This is a genomic window from Xanthomonas sp. NCPPB 1638 (genome assembly GCF_041475635.2).
Classification (GTDB): Bacteria; Pseudomonadota; Gammaproteobacteria; order Xanthomonadales; family Xanthomonadaceae; genus Xanthomonas; species Xanthomonas cucurbitae.
In genome coordinates this window covers 531,949-549,380 of the sequence record NZ_CM192984.1, presented here as the reverse complement: position 1 = coordinate 549,380, position 17,432 = coordinate 531,949, and the positions used below count along the sequence as shown (strand labels likewise).

Here is a 17,432-nt window from a genome sequence, read left to right as displayed (position 1 = left end):
ACATGGACCTGTCCGCCCTCGATACGATTGATGATCCACATGCGCTGCGCCAGGCTGCACGCGCCTTGCTTGCGACCGCGCAGACCACCATTGAACGCCAGCAGGCGTTGATCGATACGCGCGAACGCACCATCACCCTGCGCGATGCGCAGATCGCCGCGCTCACCGCCGAGATCGCCCGCCTGCGCCGGCTGCAATTCTCGGCCAAGACCGAGCGCATGGACCCGGACCAGCGCCAGCTGTTCGAAGACACCATGGCCGCCGATATCGCCGCAGTGGAAGCGCAGTTGGCCGCGCTCCAGGCCGAGGGCGAGACCGCAGCGGTGACCCAGAAGCGTCGGCGTGCAGCAAACGCCGGGCGCAAGCCGTTACCCGAGCATCTTGAGCGTGTAGAAACTCGGCACGAGCCGGCCAACTGCAACTGCCCGCAGTGCAACAGCGCGCTGGTGGCCATCGGCGAGCATGTCAGCGAGCGTCTGGCCTGCAAGCCGCTGGAGTTCTACGTCAAGCGCGATGTGTACCCGCAGTATTGCTGCCGTCGCTGTGAGCTGATCGTCGCCGAGCCGGTGGCGGCGGCGATCATCGAGCGCGGCCAGGCCGATGCCAGCCTGCTGGCCCAGGTCGCTGTCGCAAAGTATGTCGATCACTTGCCGCTGTATCGGCAGGAAGCCATTTATGCACGCAGCGGCGTTGCCTTGTCGCGTAGCACGATGGCCGAGTGGATCGGCGCCATCGGCGTGGCGCTGCAACCGTTGGCCGACCGCCTGGCGGTGCGGATGCAGCAGCAATCGGTGCTGCATGCCGATGAAACCCCGGTGCAGCTGCTGGATCCAACAGCAGGCTCCTCCAAGCGTGCGTATCTGTTTGCGTATGCCACCGCCCACCACCCGGGCGCCGATCCACCGATGGTGGTATTCCAGTTCCAGACCAGCCGCAGCGGCCAGCACGCACGCGATTTCCTTGGGAAGTGGCGCGGCGCACTGATGGTGGACGACTACAGCGGCTATAAAGCCAGCTTTGCGCAGGGTGTCACGGAGCTGGGGTGTTGGGCCCACGCCCGGCGCAAGTGGCATGAGCAGCATGCGGCCAGCGGCAGCGCGATTGCGGCTGAAGCGATCGCGCGCATCGGCGTGCTTTACACCATCGAAGCGGCAGCCAGCGCGCTGAAGCCCGATGAGCGTCTGGCTTACCGACAAGAACACGCCGTGCCGGTGCTATCGCGGCTGAACTGCTGGTTGTTGGAGTTGCAGCAGACGGTGATGGGCAACAGCGGCACCGCGCGTGCACTGGCCTATACGCTCAAGCGATGGGACGCGCTGACGCGTTATGTCCAGGACGGACGTTACCCGATCGACAACAACCTGATCGAAAACGCGATTCGTCCGGTGGCGCTGGGACGCAAGAATTGGCTGTTTGCCGGCTCAGCGCAGGCGGGCAGGCGCGCGGCGGCGATCATGAGCCTACTGGCCACCGCCAAGGCCAACGGTATCGAACCGCATGCCTGGCTGCATGACACCCTGGCGCGGCTGCCGACGACCTTGGATCGGGACATCGATCAATTGCTGCCGTTGCGCACGGAGTGAGGTTTCGGGGTAGGTGAGGTTGGCGGACGCTTACGCCCTCACGGGCGCGTGGATTGAAACACTTGCCGGCGGCTCAGTCCGTAGCGCCGCGACAGCGTCGCGCCCTCACGGGCGCGTGGATTGAAACCCGAAGGCGCTGGACCGCAAGCGATTGGACGATTGTCGCGCCCTCACGGGCGCGTGGATTGAAACTCTCAAGCTGCGCCACGGGTGGGCAAGCTGCGAAAGTCGCGCCCTCACGGGCGCGTGGATTGAAACCTCTCCGGTGGCGGCTGAGCATGATTGCGTATAGGTCGCGCCCTCACGGGCGCGTGGATTGAAACTGGTTCGCCACGGTCAACGCAGCGTCGGACCAGGTGGTCGCGCCCTCACGGGCGCGTGGATTGAAACTGCACTGAGGAACTGAAGACGATTCCGATCACCACGTCGCGCCCTCACGGGCGCGTGGATTGAAACGTGCGCTCATGTGGGCGCAAGAGGGGCGCCGGGGGGTCGCGCCCTCACGGGCGCGTGGATTGAAACCAGCCAATCATTGATGGTCTGGCGGTCCCGATTGGGTCGCGCCCTCACGGGCGCGTGGATTGAAACCCTGACTGCCGCCGAGCGTGCCGAGCTACGCGATGGGTCGCGCCCTCACGGGCGCGTGGATTGAAACACCGCTGCGCCGGCATTGGTGACCGGTGCAGCGGCGTCGCGCCCTCACGGGCGCGTGGATTGAAACCTGGTTAGACACCATCACGTGCCCCAGCCACCCGGACGTCGCGCCCTCACGGGCGCGTGGATTGAAACGCCAAGGATGCGGATCTGCCGCTCGCTGTCGTAGGTCGCGCCCTCACGGGCGCGTGGATTGAAACCAAACCAAGGCGTTCCACCTCGGCCTGCGCCTGGCGTCGCGCCCTCACGGGCGCGTGGATTGAAACGCCCTGGTGGGCGGAGGCGTTGGCGGAGCGGCGGGTCGCGCCCTCACGGGCGCGTGGATTGAAACTTCTGCGCGAGCAACGCGGCCCGGTCGGCGTCGTGTCGCGCCCTCACGGGCGCGTGGATTGAAACACCTGACGCGCGCAGCAGCTTCGATGCCGCCGGGGTCGCGCCCTCACGGGCGCGTGGATTGAAACATCCATGAAAGCGGAATGCGGATGCGCATCCAGGCGTCGCGCCCTCACGGGCGCGTGGATTGAAACCACGCCAGCGCGCTGGAATTCGAGGATTGCATCGGTCGCGCCCTCACGGGCGCGTGGATTGAAACAGCATCACGGCGTACGACCAGGGCGAGTGTTGGCGTCGCGCCCTCACGGGCGCGTGGATTGAAACTTGAACTTGAGGCTGTGGGTCTCGGCGTACTCCTGGTCGCGCCTTTACGGGCGCGTGGATTGAAACGATCTGGCATCGGTCATCGCCATGGCAGAGTTCAAGTCGCGCCCCCACCGGCACTTGGATTGGAACACCGTGAATCTACCTATACCCGGTAGTGACTCGGTGGATCTGCTAGCCGCCCCTATTGTCCGATCAGAAAGACCGCATGTAAGCGTCCGCCAACCTCACCTACCCCGAAGCCTCACTCCGTGCGCAACGGCAGCAATTGATCGATGTCCCGATCCAGGGTCGTCGGCAGCCGTGCCAGGGTGTCGTGTAGCCAGGCATGCGGTTCGATACCGTTGGCCTTGGCGGTGGCCAGTAGGCTCATGATCGCCGCCGCGCGCCTGCCCGCCTGCGCTGAGCCGGCAAACAGCCAATTCTTGCGTCCCAGCGCCACCGGACGAATCGCGTTTTCGATCAGGTTGTTGTCGATCGGGTAACGTCCGTCCTGGACATAACGCGTCAGCGCGTCCCATCGCTTGAGCGTATAGGCCAGTGCACGCGCGGTGCCGCTGTTGCCCATCACCGTCTGCTGCAACTCCAACAACCAGCAGTTCAGCCGCGATAGCACCGGCACGGCGTGTTCTTGTCGGTAAGCCAGACGCTCATCGGGCTTCAGCGCGCTGGCTGCCGCTTCGATGGTGTAAAGCACGCCGATGCGCGCGATCGCTTCAGCCGCAATCGCGCTGCCGCTGGCCGCATGCTGCTCATGCCACTTGCGCCGGGCGTGGGCCCAACACCCCAGCTCCGTGACACCCTGCGCAAAGCTGGCTTTATAGCCGCTGTAGTCGTCCACCATCAGTGCGCCGCGCCACTTCCCAAGGAAATCGCGTGCGTGCTGGCCGCTGCGGCTGGTCTGGAACTGGAATACCACCATCGGTGGATCGGCGCCCGGGTGGTGGGCGGTGGCATACGCAAACAGATACGCACGCTTGGAGGAGCCTGCTGTTGGATCCAGCAGCTGCACCGGGGTTTCATCGGCATGCAGCACCGATTGCTGCTGCATCCGCACCGCCAGGCGGTCGGCCAACGGTTGCAGCGCCACGCCGATGGCGCCGATCCACTCGGCCATCGTGCTGCGTGACAAGGCAACGCCGCTGCGTGCATAAATGGCTTCCTGCCGATACAGCGGCAAGTGATCGACATACTTTGCGACAGCGACCTGGGCCAGCAGGCTGGCATCGGCCTGGCCGCGCTCGATGATCGCCGCCGCCACCGGCTCGGCGACGATCAGCTCACAGCGACGGCAACAATACTGCGGGTATACATCGCGCTTGACGTAGAACTCCAGCGGCTTGCAGGCCAGACGCTCGCTGACATGCTCGCCGATGGCCACCAGCGCGCTGTTGCACTGCGGGCAGTTGCAGTTGGCCGGCTCGTGCCGAGTTTCTACACGCTCAAGATGCTCGGGTAACGGCTTGCGCCCGGCGCTTGCTGCACGCCGCCGTTTCTGGGTCACCGCCGCCGTCTCGCCCTCGGCCTGGAGCGCGGCCAACTGCGCTTCCACCGCAGCGATATCGGCGGCCATGGTGTCTTCGAACAGCTGGCGCTGGTCCGGGTCCATGCGCTCGGTCTTGGCCGAGAATTGCAGCCGGCGCAGGCGGGCGATCTCGGCGGTGAGCGCGGCGATCTGCGCATCGCGCAGGGTGATGGTGCGTTCGCGCGTATCGATCAACGCCTGTTGGCGTTCAATGGTGGTCTGCGCGGTCGCCAGCAAGGCGCGTGCAGCCTGGCGCAGCGCATGCGGATCATCAATCGTATCGAGGGCGGACAGGTCCATGTCCGCCACGATGCCACGGGTTACAGCTGCCGCACACCTGCCATTGGTGCAATGGACAATCGCTGCCAGTCCACGCCTGCACACAGCCAGGCCCACTGCTCAGCGCTCAAGGTCCAGGCGGTATCGCCCACACGCGGCCAGATGAAGTGTCCCTGATGCAGCCGGCGCGCGCACAGCCAGACACCATGACGATCAACGCACAGCACCTTGAGGCGGCTACGCGCGCGATTGACGACGACGTAGGCCTCGCCCTCGGCCACGGGGCGATCCAGCAGTGACTGCATCTGCAGCAACAGCCGATCCATGCCACAGCGCAGATCCACCGGGGCGGTGACAAGATGCCACGCCGACACGCTCAGCATGCACCAAGCTCGCGCAGCAGACGCGCAAGCCAGCCCGGATCACCGGCCGCCACGCTGAGGCTGATGCCACCGGCGAGACGGATCTCCACGCTGGTCGTGGGAACGGCGGGGGTGATGTGCAGCGGTAGTGTGGCTGGAAGTGCTGCAGGAGCTGCAAGTTTGCCGCGCCAGTAGGTGAAGCTGCTCAACGAGACACTGTGCTCGCGGCACCACGCCGATGGCGTGGCGCCGCTGGCGGACCAGGCAGCAATGCGGTGGGACCAATCATCGTGCTTTGAAGACATCAGGGAGATCCGTTGGGAGGAACGCGACATCCCAACGGGCTGCTGGCTGCTTGTATAGGTGAGGTTGGCGGACGCTTACGACCGCATAGATGTTTTGGCTCATCGCGGATTCGTGTGGGTGCCTTGAGGCCCCTGAATCTGCGTTGAGCCTTGGAAACAGGCCCTTTCCACCGTCCCAGAAGGTGGTACATCCTGTGCTGACTTCTTGACGCGGTGTTCTGCATGAAAACGGGCCGTCGGCTGAGTGAGTTGTTTTCCTTCCCTGGCTTCGCGGCGGAGTCCACGCTCAAGGGCGTGTTCGGCGCCCCGAAGGCGCGGATCGTGACCTTGCGGCGCCGAAAAAAACGGCCGTGTGTTCCAACTGTGGCCATCGGTGTCGCAGCCGCTACGACAAGCGCCTGTGCCGCGCCCGCGACTTGCGGGCGGCCGGCTGGATGCTGTTCGTGGAGTTTGAGCGCTGGCGGGTCGATTGCCCGGGGTGCGGCGGCGTGCACGTAGAGCGGCTGGACTGGCTGGCCAAGAATCCGCGCTACACCGAGCGATTCGCCCTGCATGTGGGCAATCTGTGCCGAAGCATGACGCACAAGGCCGTGGCCGAGCTGGAGCGCCTGCACGACAGCACGGTCAAGGAGCTGTCCAAGCTGTACATGGCCGAGCAGGTGCGCCGGGCGGGGACGCCGGCGCCGCGCGCCATCGGCATCGACGAGATCGCGATCCACAAAGGCCATGACTACCGCGTTGTGGTCAGCGATCTGGAGCGCGGCCGACCGATCTGGTTCGGCGGCAGTGGGCGCACCGAGGCGGACATCGACCAGTTCTTCGCCGAATTGGGCCCAAAACGCAGTGCTGGCATCGACGTGGCGGTGATGGACATGTGGCGGCCGTTTCGCAACTCGGTGGGCAAGAACGCGCCCAACGCCAGCATCGTGTTCGACAAATTCCACATCATGCGCCACCTGTCCGACGCGCTCGATCAGGTGCGGCGCGACGAGTACAAGCGCCTTCAAGGCCAGGATCGCAGTTACATCAAGGGCCAGCGTTACACCCTGCTGAGCAATCGCGAAAACCTTACCCTGGACGGTCGGAAGGCGCTCGCCAAGCTGCTGGCGGCCAACAAACGTCTGAACACGGCGTACCTGCTGAAAGAGTCCTTCGGGCAGCTGTGGAGCTACCGCACCGAGCGAGGTGCACGGGAGTTCTTCGAGCGCTGGAAGCAGAGTCTGCGCTGGCAGCGGCTGGCGCCCTACCAGACGTTCGTGGGGATGATCGAGCGGCACTGGGACGGCATCGCGGCGTACTGCAGGCCGGAGAACAAGGTCAGCCTCGGCCTGGTGGAAGGGCTCAACAACAAGATCCGGGTCATCCAGCGCAGCGCCTACGGCTATCGCGACGAGGAGTTCCTGAGGCTCAAGATCATCGCCAGCTTCCTGCCCGCGCTACCCGAAAATGCTCGATTGCACCCACAGTGATCCGCGAAGATCCTATGTTTTCGGTGAGGATCATGCTACCGGCTTCGAGCGATTCGACGATTGCACCGCCATCGGCAGCCGGCATAGGTGGCGCCGGCTGCCCAGAAACGACGATGGCCTCCATCGGCCAACTCCCCGCCTGGACACCATAGGCAAAGCTCGGCGCGACGTCGGAAATCGTGTAAAGCCCCTGAATTCTGACGCCATACGCCTTGGCAAGCTCAGCGGCAACGTTACGCGACTGGGCTGCAGCCTCACGCTTGAGCTGTACCCGTACCTCGGCGTCCTTGCTGTAGAACGTCTTGATCCCCGATAGCTGCATTTCGTTGGACGTCTTCAGTTTGCCGAGAAACTGCCTTGCATCATCAAGCGACTGGAAGGCCGCGCCAATGCTGCGCTTGACTTCAGTGCCTTCGAACTTCTGCGCTTCGTTCGACCCATAGGAGTAGAAAGGCTGTATCTGCAGAGATGAAGCTTCGATGCTGTCCTTGAGGACATGGTGCGTCTTCAGCGCGGCCAGGATCTGTTCGGCCGCCGCCTGTATCCGCCGGCGTGCAAGTTCTGGCTGGATGTCCACGGCGCGAAAATTTATCGTCACGAAGAAACGGTCGGGCATGACCGCTCTGTGTGCTTGCCCCTTCACCAGCAGATGCGGCTGCGACGGCAGGCTGTTGACCTGCGCCATGGCGAGCATCGGTAACGCGAACGCGACTGCGAGCATCCAGCGGATCAACGGCGTCATCATCTCTCTGCCTGTCGAAAAAACGCCATACAAGCTTACGCCACGCTGCCCAGAACGGCGACAACGTCCGCGCACAGCCGGTCGACGGCTTCCGGGGTCGTGGCCCATGAGGTCACCAGGCGGATCACCAGCCGCCCATCGAGGCGGGTCTCCCAGCGTTCGAAGTCGTAGCGCTCGGCCAACTGCTCCACCTGCCGTGCGCTGAAAGCGACGAATTGCTGGTTGGTCGGCGAGTCGCTGGTGAGTTGGGCGCCGGCGTGCTGCAGGCCGGCACGCAGACGCTGTGCCATCGCGTTGGCATGTGCGGCCAACGCAAAGAACAAGCCATCTTCGAACAACGCGGCAAACTGTGCTCCCAGCACCATGCCCTTGGCCAGCAGCGCGCCGCGCTGCTTGATGAGGTAGCGAAAGTCGGTCTGCAAGGCGGGATTGACGATGACCAGGGCTTCGCCCAGCAAGGCGCCATTCTTGGTGCCGCCGATGTAGAACGCATCGGTCAACGCGGCGATGGTGGGTAGATCCAGATCGTTGCCCGCAGCAGTCAACGCCGCGCCCAGGCGTGCGCCGTCCAGGTACAGCAGCAATGCGTGTGCATGGCAGAACTGCGCGAGTGCTTCGAGTTCGGCCCGCGTGTAGATCGTGCCGCTTTCGGTGCTGTTGGAGAGATAGACCAGACGGGGCTGCACCATGTGCTCGTTGCCGTGCAGCTGAAGCACTGGCTGGATCAGCGCCGGGGTCAGCTTGTCGTGCGGCGCGGCGACGGTGAGCACCTTGTGCCCGGTGGCTTCGATGGCGCCGGTTTCATGCGTGGCGATATGCCCGGCTTCGACCGCGATGACCGCCTGGTGCGGGCGCAGAAACGCGCCGATGGCGATCAGGTTGGTCTGCGTGCCGCCCACCAGCAGATGCACCTGCGCTTGCGGTTGCGCAATGGCATCGCCAATCAGCGCCGCCGCACGCGCGCTATGCCGGTCGGTGCCGTAGCCGGCATTCTGCTCGGCACTGGCGTGCGCGATGGCCTGCAGCACGCGCGGATGCGCGCCCTCGCTGTAGTCGTTGCGAAAACCGATGCGCAGCGTGCCGCCCTGCCCGTCCATCACAGCCCCTTGGCGGCCTGGGCCACCGCGCGGAACAGCGCGCGGCCCTTGTTCATGGTTTCCTGCCATTCCAAATCAGGGTCGGAGTCGTAGACCACGCCACCGCCTGCCTGCACGTACAGATAGCCGTCCTGGATGACGGCGGTACGGATGGCGATGGCAGTGTCGGCGTCGCCATGCCAGCCGATGTAGCCCACCGCACCGGAATAGACGTTGCGCTTGACCGGCTCCAGCTCACGGATGACTTCCAGCGCGCGGATCTTGGGTGCGCCGCTGACGGTGCCGGCAGGAAATGTCGCGCGCAGCACATCGCTGTAGTTCAGGCCAGCCTTGAGCGTGCCGGTGACCTCGCTGACGATGTGCATGACGTGGCTATAGCGTTCGATGACGAACTGCTCGCCCACCTTCACAGTGCCCGGTTCGGCCACGCGGCCGACATCGTTGCGGCCCAGGTCGATCAGCATCACATGCTCGGCGCGCTCTTTCGGGTCGGCCAGCAGTTCTTGTTCCAGCGCCTTGTCCAGCTCCGGCGTTGCGCCGCGCGGGCGGGTGCCGGCGATGGGACGCACGGTGACCACGCCATCGCGCAGGCGCGCCAGGATTTCCGGCGACGAGCCGACCACCTGGGTGCCGCCCACGTCGAGAAAATACATGTACGGCGAGGGATTCAACGCACGCAGCGCGCGATAGACGTCCACCGGGCGCGCACGGAACGGTACGCGCAGCCGCTGCGAGGGCACCACCTGGAAGATGTCGCCGGCGCGCACGTATTCCTGCGCCTTGCGCACCACCGCGTGATACTCCTCACGGGTGAACGAGGAATGGAAATCCGCTTCGTCGATGGCGTCGGAAATCTGCGCCTGCGGATAGCCGGCGCCGCCCTGCCGCAGGCGATGCGCCAGCTCGTCCAGACGCCGGTTGGCGCGCACATAGGCCTGCGGTTGGCCCGGGTCGGCATGCACGATCAGGTACAGCCGGCCCTTGAGGTTGTCGAACACCGCCAGCTCTTCGGAGAGCATCAGCAGGATGTCGGGCGTGCCGAGTTCGTCGGGTTTGTCGCCGCTGCCTAGCCGCGGTTCGATGTACTGGATGCACTCGAAGCCGAACCAGCCGACCAGCCCGCCGGTGAAGCCGGGCAGGCCATCGAGTTGCGGCACCGAATGTTCGGCACGCAGTGCGTCCACCTCGGCCAGCGGGTCGGCGACCTGCCGGGTGTCGACGACTTCGCCGTGCTCACTGACTTCCAGCGTGTGGCCGCGAAAGCTGTACACGCGCCGCGCCGGCAGGCCGATGATGGAGTAGCGCCCGAAGCGCTCACCGCCTTCGACCGATTCGAACAGATAGGTGTAGGCGCCGTCGGCGAGCTTCAAATAGACCGATAGCGGCGTGTCCAGGTCGGACAGCACTTCGCGGACAACGGGGATACGGGTGTGACCTTCAGCGGCCTGGCGCTGGAACTGCTCTGCAGTAATCAAGACGACTTTCCTTCCGGGACTCTGTGGCGGGGCGGACGACGGCAACGGGCCACCATCGCCACCAGCGGCGAGCGGAAGAGAACGAGCGTGGAGTCGTCAGGCGGGACACACGGCTACTGTAGCGCAACTGCAGGCCCAGAGCAGCAGCGAGCCGCGAAGAACGCCGTTCAACCGCGACGCGCGGTGCCAGCGCTTCCGCTTTTGCGATTCCCGATTCCCGATTCCCGATTCCCAGCCTCACCGGCCAAGCAGCGGGCAATTGGCGGGCAAGTGCATCCGCAACCGCGCCGGCACGCAGTCGATGCGGAACTGCACGGCGGTTTCCGGCTCGCCATCCAGGTTCAATGTCAGCGGTCGCGCGGAGACAATCTGCAGCCACGGTACCCGGGCGCGCACGGCCACGCGTTCCAGCGCGGCCTGCTTGCCGCTGGTGACCAGGGTGCCGAGCGTGGCGGCCACCTCGCCGTTGAGCGCGGGCACGATGGTGACATCGAGCAGGCCGTCGTCGATCAGTGCGTCCGGACACAGCGCCTGGCCGCCGCCGGCGTAGCGGCCGTTACCCAGGCCAAGCGCGATGAACTCGCCTTCCCAGCTGAACTCCGGGCCGCTGAAGCGTGCGCTGATCGGATCGATCCGGCCCAGCCGCGACATGCCGGTGATGAGGTAAGCCAACCCGCCGAGCATCTTCTTCAAGCCTTCGTCGGTGTCCACGGTGACCTGGGTGCCGAAGCCGCCGCTGGCGACGTTGGCGCACCAGTGCGGCCCGTGCGCGGTGTCCAGGCGCAGCAGGTCGATCGCCTGCGCCGGGCGGCTGGCGATCAGATCGAGCGCGTCGATGGGGTCGATCGGCAGCGTGGCGGCGGTGGCGAAGTCGTTGGCGGTGCCCAGCGGCACCAGGCCCAGCGACGGCAGTGTGGCCGCATCGCCATCATGATGCGCCAGCGCGGCCGCCACTTCGCTCAAGGTGCCATCGCCACCCGCAGCCACCACGGTCTGCACACCATCGGCCACCGCTTCGGCCACATAGCGCTCGGCATCGCCCTCTTCCCAGGTGACCCGTACTTCCAGCCGGATGCCACGCTTGCGCAGGCGGCCGACCGCCTGCCGCAGATCCTCGTTGTCGGTGGATTTGCCGTTGAGGATCAATCGCCAGTGGGACGGGACCATGCGCACTGCCGATGATGGGGATGGAGGTCCACGCAGGCTAGCAGTGGGTCGATGCGGGAATCGTGAATGCGCAAGGTCGCGCGGCTGTCATCCCGATGTCACCGCCGACCCGGAACATGGAAGGCCATAGCAGGGACGATGGGCGGAGGCAGGATCAGCCTCCAATCTTCCGAAGGCCGCTCCATACGGGGCGGCCTTGTCTTTTTCGATACGGCAGCTGTGCTGGGCGGCCGCATGCGCGAGCCCGGTTCAACCGCCGGCAGCAAAGGCAGCCAGACGCTCGCCGTCGAGCCGGTAGACGGTCCAGCCCGCCATCGGGTGGGCGCCCACGGCCTGGTAGAAATCGATCGCCGGCTGGTTCCAGTCCAGCACCGACCACTCGAAACGTCCGCAGCCACGTTGCATGGCCAGCTGTGCCAGATGCCGCAACAGCGCCAGGCCCGCCCCCTGCCCGCGCGCTTGCGGGCGCACGAACAGGTCTTCCAGATACAGGCCGTTGCGGCCCAGCCAGGTGGAATAGTTGAAGAAGTACACCGCAAATCCCAGTGCCTGGCCGTCCTGCTCGCAGATCAGCGCATGCGCGGTGGCGCCGTCGCCGAACAGGCTGGCGCACAGATCGTCCTGGGTGGCCGTGACCGCCTCCGGCTCGCGCTCGTAGACCGCCAGCGCGGTGATGAGCTCGTGCAGCAGCGGCACATCGCTTGGCGTGGCCGTGCGGATGTGCAGTGCGGGCTGGTTCACCGCACCGCATCCACCGCCGCACGCATTTGCGCGATCACCTGCGCATAGTCGGGCGCGTTGAAGATGGCCGAGCCAGCCACGAAGGTGTCGGCACCGGCGGCGGCAATCGCGCCGATGTTGTCGGCCTTGACGCCGCCGTCGATCTCCAGCCGGATCGGCTTGCCCAGCGCATCGATCTTGCGGCGGATGGCGCGCAATTTGTCCAGCGCCGAGGGAATGAAGGCCTGGCCGCCAAAGCCGGGGTTGACCGACATCACCAGCACCAAGTCCAGCTCCGGCAGCACCCAATCCAGAATATCCACCGGGGTGGCCGGATTGAGCACCAGCCCGGCCTGGCAGCCGTGCGATTTGATGAGCTGGATGGTGCGGTGCACGTGGCGGCTGGCTTCGGGATGGAAGCTGATGGTGGTGGCGCCGGCGTCTGCAAAGTCCGGCACGATCCGGTCCACCGGCTCGACCATCAGGTGCACGTCGATCGGCGCGACGATGCCGTGCTTGCGCAGCGCCTGGCAGACCATCGGGCCGATGGTGAGGTTAGGCACGTAATGGTTGTCCATCACGTCGAAGTGCACCCAGTCGGCACCGGCCTTGAGGACGTTGTTCACTTCCTCGCCCAGGCGGGCGAAATCGGCGGACAGGATGGACGGGGCGATCGCCGTCGGTTGCATGGGCAGCTCGTAGGAAGACGGAATGGGCCATTGTCGCAACCGCTGCGGCGTGAGGAAAGGCATGCATCTGCACAGGACTCACCTGCGTATGCTCGGGGACCGGCGCGCCGCGCCTGATTCGAGGAGACTGCATGAACACCACCCCGCTCGCTTCTGCTGCACTCGTCCTGCTGGCCCTGGCTCCATCGGCCTGGGCGCAAACCGGCCCGGCCGACTGGTCCGGCTTTTCCATCGGCGCCAATGTCGGCGGCGCCGATCCGGCCGGTGTCTCCGGCGGCCGCTTCGGCTTCGACACCAACCTGGATGGCCGCGACGGCGACCAGGTCAGCACCGCCACTGGCGCCAATGCGTTCTCGCCGGGCTTTTGCGGCGGCGCGGCAGCCGGGCGCACGCCGGCCAGCGGCTGCAGCAAGGACAAGGGGGGGGCCGAATACGGCGCGCGGCTGGGCTACGACTGGCAGGCCGGCAACTGGGTCTACGGCGTGGTGGCCGAATACACCCGCAACGACATCCGCGACAGCGTCAGCGCTTTCAGCACGACGCCTGCGCTCTACACCTTCACCCGCCAACTCAACCGCACCGCCGCGCTACGCGGACGCGTCGGCTATGCCTTCGGCGAGCAGGGCGATTTCCTGGCCTACTTCACCGCCGGCGTGGCACGCGGCGAGTTCGACCACAGCTTTGCCAGCAGCAATACCGCCAACAGCTTCACCGGCCGCGGCGGCGACAGCGCCGATGGTTACCAGGCCGGTGTGGGCCTGCAGCGTCGGTTGAGCGACCATGTCTCGGTGGGCGTGGAATACCTGTTCACCCGCCTGCAGGACGAAGACACCCGCGTGCGCGTCGGGCCGGGCACCGCGCCGCCGACCAACCCGTTCCTGCGGGTCAATCCGGCCGGCACCGATCTGCGCCGTACCGATACCGATTTTTCGACCAATGCGGTCCGCCTGACCTTCGGCTACCGCTTCTGAGACGCGCGTCGGGCCTGGCCGCGACGGCCAGGCCCGACGCAGCTGCAGTCGCGCTTGCCGAGCTGCGGTGATTGCCGGGCGTTGGCCCGGGGCGCGGCGCTCAGCGCTTGCGCATCTGCTGGATGCGGTCGTAGGCCGCGTTGATCTGGCTGGCCTTCTTTTCAGCCTGGCGGCGCGCCTCGGGCTCGGCATTGGCCACCTTGTCCGGGTGATAGCGCGACATCAGCCGCCGATAGGCCAGATCGATCTCGGCCATGGTGGCGTCCGGCTCCAGCCCCAGTGCTTCATAGGGATTGTCCGCCCGGCGCTTGAACCAGCCCGCGTCCACCGCGTGCCCGATCGCCAGGCCAATCAGCAGCCCTGCGAACGGCGCACCGCGAAACAACAGGGCGCCGGCCAATGCGCCGAGCAGTTTTCCGTACCAGGACATGAGCGATCGGGGGCGGGGAAGGCGGGCTGGCGATCTTACCTGAAGCCCCGCCCGGCCTGGCTGACACGCCGTCCACGGTGCGCCTGCGGCGGCGGCCAGATAAATCCAGCGGGGCGCGACGAAGCGCCGTACACTACGCGGCCCGCTGCCCACCCGCGGGCCCGCCGGGTCCCGGGGACAGCGTCATTGCGACGTCCTTAGGAGTGCCTGTGTCGACCACGCTGTTGCAATCCGATCTGCCCGGCCTGCCGTTGCGTCACCGTGGCAAGGTCCGCGATGTCTTCGAACTTCCGCGCGACCGCCTGCCCGCCGGTGCCCCCCCGGGCGACTATCTGTTGATGGTGGCCACCGATCGCCTGTCTGCGTTCGACGTGGTGCTGCCGGACCCGATTCCGGGCAAGGGCGAAATGCTCTGCCAGGTGTCCAACTTCTGGTTCCACAAGACCGAACACCTGATGCCCAACCATCTGGTCAACATCGGTGTGGAGCAGGTGCTGCCCGACGGTGTGGACCCGGCGTTGTACGCCAAGCGCGCGGTGGTGACACGCAAGCTCAAGCCGGTGCCGGTGGAAGCGATTGCCCGTGGCTACCTGATCGGCAGCGGCTGGAAGGACTACCAGCGCACCGGCAAGGTCAGCGGCATCGAACTGCCCGACGGCCTGCGCCAGGCCGAGAAACTGCCCGAGCCGATCTTTACCCCCTCGACCAAGGCCGCCGTCGGCGACCATGACGAAAACATCGACTTCGATGCCATGGTCAAGACCGTCGGCGCCGAGCTGGCCGAGCGCGTGCGCGATGCCACCTTGCGCATCTACCGCTTCGCCGCAGACTTTGCCGCCGAGCGCGGCATCCTGCTGGCCGACACCAAGTTCGAATTCGGCACCGATGCCGATGGCCGCCTGTACATCATGGACGAGATGCTGACTCCGGATTCCTCGCGCTACTGGCCGGCCGACCAGTACGAAGTGGGTACCAGCCCGCCGAGCTACGACAAGCAGTTCGTGCGCGATTATCTGGAGACGTTGGACTGGGGCAAGACCGCGCCCGGCCCCAGCCTTCCGGCGGACGTGATTGATCGCACGCGTGCGAAATACGCCGAAGCACTGCAACGGTTGGCGGGTATTTCGGTCGATTGATGGCGTGCCGCCTCAGCCGGGCGTAGTGATGGCATCAGCCCTGCGATAATGTGCGCACCGGCAACGCCGGTGCCATTCTGGACGATCCGCGCGTCGCCCCGCAGCACCGTACTGCGTGCCCAGACCGCTCGCCACTGTGCTGCAGCGCTGCCTTGGATCGGCGGTGCGCGATGCCCGCGCAGCGTAGCGGCGGCACGCTTACGCACGGCGCCATGGTTTCGGGCCGGCTTTTCGCTTGCACACTGCCGCGATCAGCGCGTGCTCGGGTAGATACCGATGGACGCGTGCACCGCCCGTCCGCGCGGTCATGCGGGCTCCAGTCTGTGCGATGCATTCCATCGCGCGACGGGCCGCGCGCGCAGATCACATGACGACTGTAATTTTTACTACTGCTTCAGCTCGCACCTGTGCCAGCGTGTCTGCCGGCAGTTGCTGCCGATCGCGACCGGCCTGGGAGGGGTTATCCGCCGGTTTTTGCATTGCACGTTCTGGGAGAGAGTCGTCATGCAATTCCATTTGTTGGGCGCGGCGATCTGCTGCGCGCTGTCGTTTCCTGTCGTCGCCACCGCGGCGGACCTGTCTGCCAACGCGGCGGTGTCGCGTGCACAGGCATTGCTGGGCAATACCGCGTCGGCCATGGCCCATCGGGCGCCGGCCGATGCCTTCATCGCGCGCGACAGCATCGTCGATGCCGATGGCAGCGAGCATGTGCGCTTCGATCGCACCTATCACGGCCTGCCGGTGATCGGTGGCGATGTGGTGGTGCATTCGCGGCGTGGGGTGATGCGTCAGTTGAGCCAGACCCTGGACACGCCGGTACGCCCCAGCCTGGTGCCTGGCATCGATGCCGACACGGCGGTGCGCGTGGCAGGTGCGCAGTTCGATGTGCCGCAGGATGCGCCACCACGTACCAGCCTGGTGCTGTATGCACGCCAGGGAACACCACGGCTTGCCTACGAAGTGATCTACAGCGGCATCAAGCCCGACCAGACGCCGATCGAGATGCATTACATCGTCGATGCGGTGGACCAACGCATCCTCGAAGCCTGGGATACCGTGCATACCGACTGCACGGGCGGTACCGCTGCGGCCGGCAGCGGACGCGCGTTATATGCAGGCAATGTGGCGCTGGCCACCACGCGCTGCAGCAGCGGCTTCGAGATGACCGACCTCGGTCGCGGCGGCGGCGCCACCTACACCATGCGTAACAGCACCTCCGGCAACGGCACGCTGCTGACCGATGCCGACAATGCCTGGGGCAGTGGCGCCAGCAGCGATGCCGCAACGGTGGCGGTGGATGCGCACTACGGCGCTGCGCTGACCTGGGATTACTTCAAGAACACCCATTCGCGCAGCGGCATCGCCAACGACGGCAAGGGTGCGCGCAGCCGCGTGCACTACGGCAACCGGTTCAACAACGCGTTCTGGTCGGACAGCTGCTTCTGCATGACCTTCGGCGATGGCGACGGCAGCGTTTTCACGCCACTGGTGTCAGTGGACGTGGCCGGGCACGAAATGACCCATGGAGTGACCAGCCGTTCGGCGCGGTTGGTGTATTCGGGCGAATCGGGTGGCTTGAACGAAGCCACTTCCGACATCATGGGCGCGATGGTGGAGTACTACGCCAACAACGGCGCACAGCCAGGCAATTACCTGATCGGTGAGAAAATCGTGCCTGGCAACAGTAGCGGCACGCTGGCGTTGCGCTACATGTTCAAGCCGAGCCTGGATGGCAATTCGCCAGACTGCTATCGCAACACCTTGGGCTCGATCGATGTGCACTACAGCTCCGGCGTGGCCAACCATTTCTACTACCTGCTGGCCGAAGGCGCGGTGGTGCCAAGCGGCTTCGGTACGGGCACCAGCTACAACGTCACCCCGGCCGGGCTGGTCTGCAATGGCAACACCGCATTGACCGCGATCGGCCGTGCCGCCGCCAGCCGCATCTGGTACCGCGCGCTCACGGTCTACATGACCTCGTCCAGCAACTACGCGGCCGCGCGCCGGGCCACGCTGAGCGCGGCCAGCGACCTGTATGGCGGCAGCTCCACGCAGTACCTCGCCGTGGCGGCGGCCTGGAGTGCGGTGTCGGTGAACTGATGCCCGCATGGCGCTGCCACGCCATCGCCGCGTGGCAGCGTCGGGTTTCCCGCACAGTGCCACCTCGGCCG

Annotated in this window: 15 protein-coding genes and 1 CRISPR repeat array; of the genes, 5 read left to right on the top strand and 10 right to left on the bottom strand. The window is 65.8% G+C overall.

Annotated elements, in window-relative coordinates:
- Positions 1–2: 2 nt before the first annotated feature.
- Positions 3–1,583 (top strand): IS66 family transposase, encoded by a 1,581-nt coding sequence (gene tnpC, locus ACCQ13_RS02240; RefSeq protein WP_159406550.1) that lies wholly within the window; start codon positions 3–5, stop codon positions 1,581–1,583.
- Between the two features lie 29 nt (positions 1,584–1,612).
- Positions 1,613–3,026: a CRISPR direct-repeat array (repeat unit 31 nt; unit sequence GTCGCGCCCTCACGGGCGCGTGGATTGAAAC).
- A gap of 112 nt (positions 3,027–3,138) precedes the next feature.
- Here the strand turns inward: tnpC (ACCQ13_RS02240) and tnpC (ACCQ13_RS02235) are convergent.
- The 3 genes from tnpC (ACCQ13_RS02235) to tnpA are packed head-to-tail and all read right to left on the bottom strand — an operon-like array spanning position 3,139 to position 5,365.
- Entirely contained in the window at positions 3,139–4,719 is a 1,581-nt protein-coding gene (gene tnpC / locus ACCQ13_RS02235) for an IS66 family transposase (RefSeq protein WP_506185098.1), read from the bottom strand.
- Positions 4,720–4,739: 20 nt separating this feature from the next.
- Complete coding sequence (gene tnpB, locus ACCQ13_RS02230) at positions 4,740–5,081, bottom strand: IS66 family insertion sequence element accessory protein TnpB (protein ID WP_104605767.1); 342 nt, start codon at positions 5,079–5,081, stop codon at positions 4,740–4,742.
- Positions 5,075–5,365 (bottom strand): IS66 family insertion sequence element accessory protein TnpA, encoded by a 291-nt coding sequence (gene tnpA / locus ACCQ13_RS02225; protein ID WP_274392039.1) that lies wholly within the window; start codon positions 5,363–5,365, stop codon positions 5,075–5,077. Before tnpA ends, tnpB begins: the two co-directional genes overlap by 7 nt.
- Before the next feature lie 350 nt (positions 5,366–5,715).
- Here tnpA and ACCQ13_RS02220 point away from each other — a divergent pair, with 350 nt between their 5' ends.
- Entirely contained in the window at positions 5,716–6,834 is a 1,119-nt protein-coding gene (locus ACCQ13_RS02220; RefSeq protein ID WP_159406429.1) for an ISL3 family transposase, read from the top strand.
- Here the strand turns inward: ACCQ13_RS02220 and ACCQ13_RS02215 are convergent.
- From ACCQ13_RS02215 to rpe, 6 genes are all read right to left on the bottom strand, one after another.
- Positions 6,779–7,576 (bottom strand): SIMPL domain-containing protein, encoded by a 798-nt coding sequence (locus tag ACCQ13_RS02215; RefSeq protein ID WP_159407911.1) that lies wholly within the window; start codon positions 7,574–7,576, stop codon positions 6,779–6,781. The two genes, ACCQ13_RS02220 and ACCQ13_RS02215, sit on opposite strands and share 56 nt — an antisense overlap.
- Positions 7,577–7,611: 35 nt before the next feature.
- Positions 7,612–8,673 (bottom strand): threonine aldolase family protein, encoded by a 1,062-nt coding sequence (locus tag ACCQ13_RS02210; RefSeq protein ID WP_104603860.1) that lies wholly within the window; start codon positions 8,671–8,673, stop codon positions 7,612–7,614.
- Positions 8,673–10,148, bottom strand: a complete 1,476-nt coding sequence (gene trpE, locus ACCQ13_RS02205) for an anthranilate synthase component I (protein ID WP_104603859.1) — start codon at positions 10,146–10,148, stop codon at positions 8,673–8,675. The genes ACCQ13_RS02210 and trpE overlap by 1 nt, the downstream gene beginning before the upstream one ends.
- Before the next feature lie 237 nt (positions 10,149–10,385).
- On the bottom strand, positions 10,386–11,315 hold the full coding sequence (yegS, locus tag ACCQ13_RS02200) for a lipid kinase YegS (RefSeq protein WP_159406548.1): 930 nt from the start codon (positions 11,313–11,315) through the stop codon (positions 10,386–10,388).
- A gap of 249 nt (positions 11,316–11,564) precedes the next feature.
- Entirely contained in the window at positions 11,565–12,056 is a 492-nt protein-coding gene (locus ACCQ13_RS02195; RefSeq protein WP_104603857.1) for a GNAT family N-acetyltransferase, read from the bottom strand.
- The gene (gene rpe, locus ACCQ13_RS02190) at positions 12,053–12,724 is read right to left on the bottom strand and encodes a ribulose-phosphate 3-epimerase (protein WP_104603856.1); all 672 of its coding nucleotides are present in this window, start codon (positions 12,722–12,724) and stop codon (positions 12,053–12,055) included. Before rpe ends, ACCQ13_RS02195 begins: the two co-directional genes overlap by 4 nt.
- Positions 12,725–12,855: 131 nt before the next feature.
- On the opposite strand from rpe, the gene ACCQ13_RS02185 reads away from it, so the two are divergent.
- Positions 12,856–13,695, top strand: coding sequence for an outer membrane protein (locus ACCQ13_RS02185; RefSeq protein ID WP_159406547.1), 840 nt, complete (start codon positions 12,856–12,858; stop codon positions 13,693–13,695).
- Between the two features lie 100 nt (positions 13,696–13,795).
- Here ACCQ13_RS02185 and ACCQ13_RS02180 read toward each other — a convergent pair whose 3' ends face one another.
- Positions 13,796–14,125 (bottom strand): J domain-containing protein, encoded by a 330-nt coding sequence (locus ACCQ13_RS02180; RefSeq protein ID WP_104603854.1) that lies wholly within the window; start codon positions 14,123–14,125, stop codon positions 13,796–13,798.
- Between the two features lie 209 nt (positions 14,126–14,334).
- On the opposite strand from ACCQ13_RS02180, the gene ACCQ13_RS02175 reads away from it, so the two are divergent.
- Together ACCQ13_RS02175 and ACCQ13_RS02170 are read left to right on the top strand one after the other, a co-directional pair.
- Positions 14,335–15,261 carry a phosphoribosylaminoimidazolesuccinocarboxamide synthase gene (locus tag ACCQ13_RS02175; protein WP_167526813.1) on the top strand — a complete coding sequence of 309 codons (927 nt, stop codon included), beginning with the start codon at positions 14,335–14,337 and terminating at the stop codon, positions 15,259–15,261.
- 504 nt (positions 15,262–15,765) lie between these two features.
- Positions 15,766–17,361, top strand: coding sequence for a M4 family metallopeptidase (locus ACCQ13_RS02170; RefSeq protein ID WP_159406546.1), 1,596 nt, complete (start codon positions 15,766–15,768; stop codon positions 17,359–17,361).
- Positions 17,362–17,432: the final 71 nt, after the last annotated feature.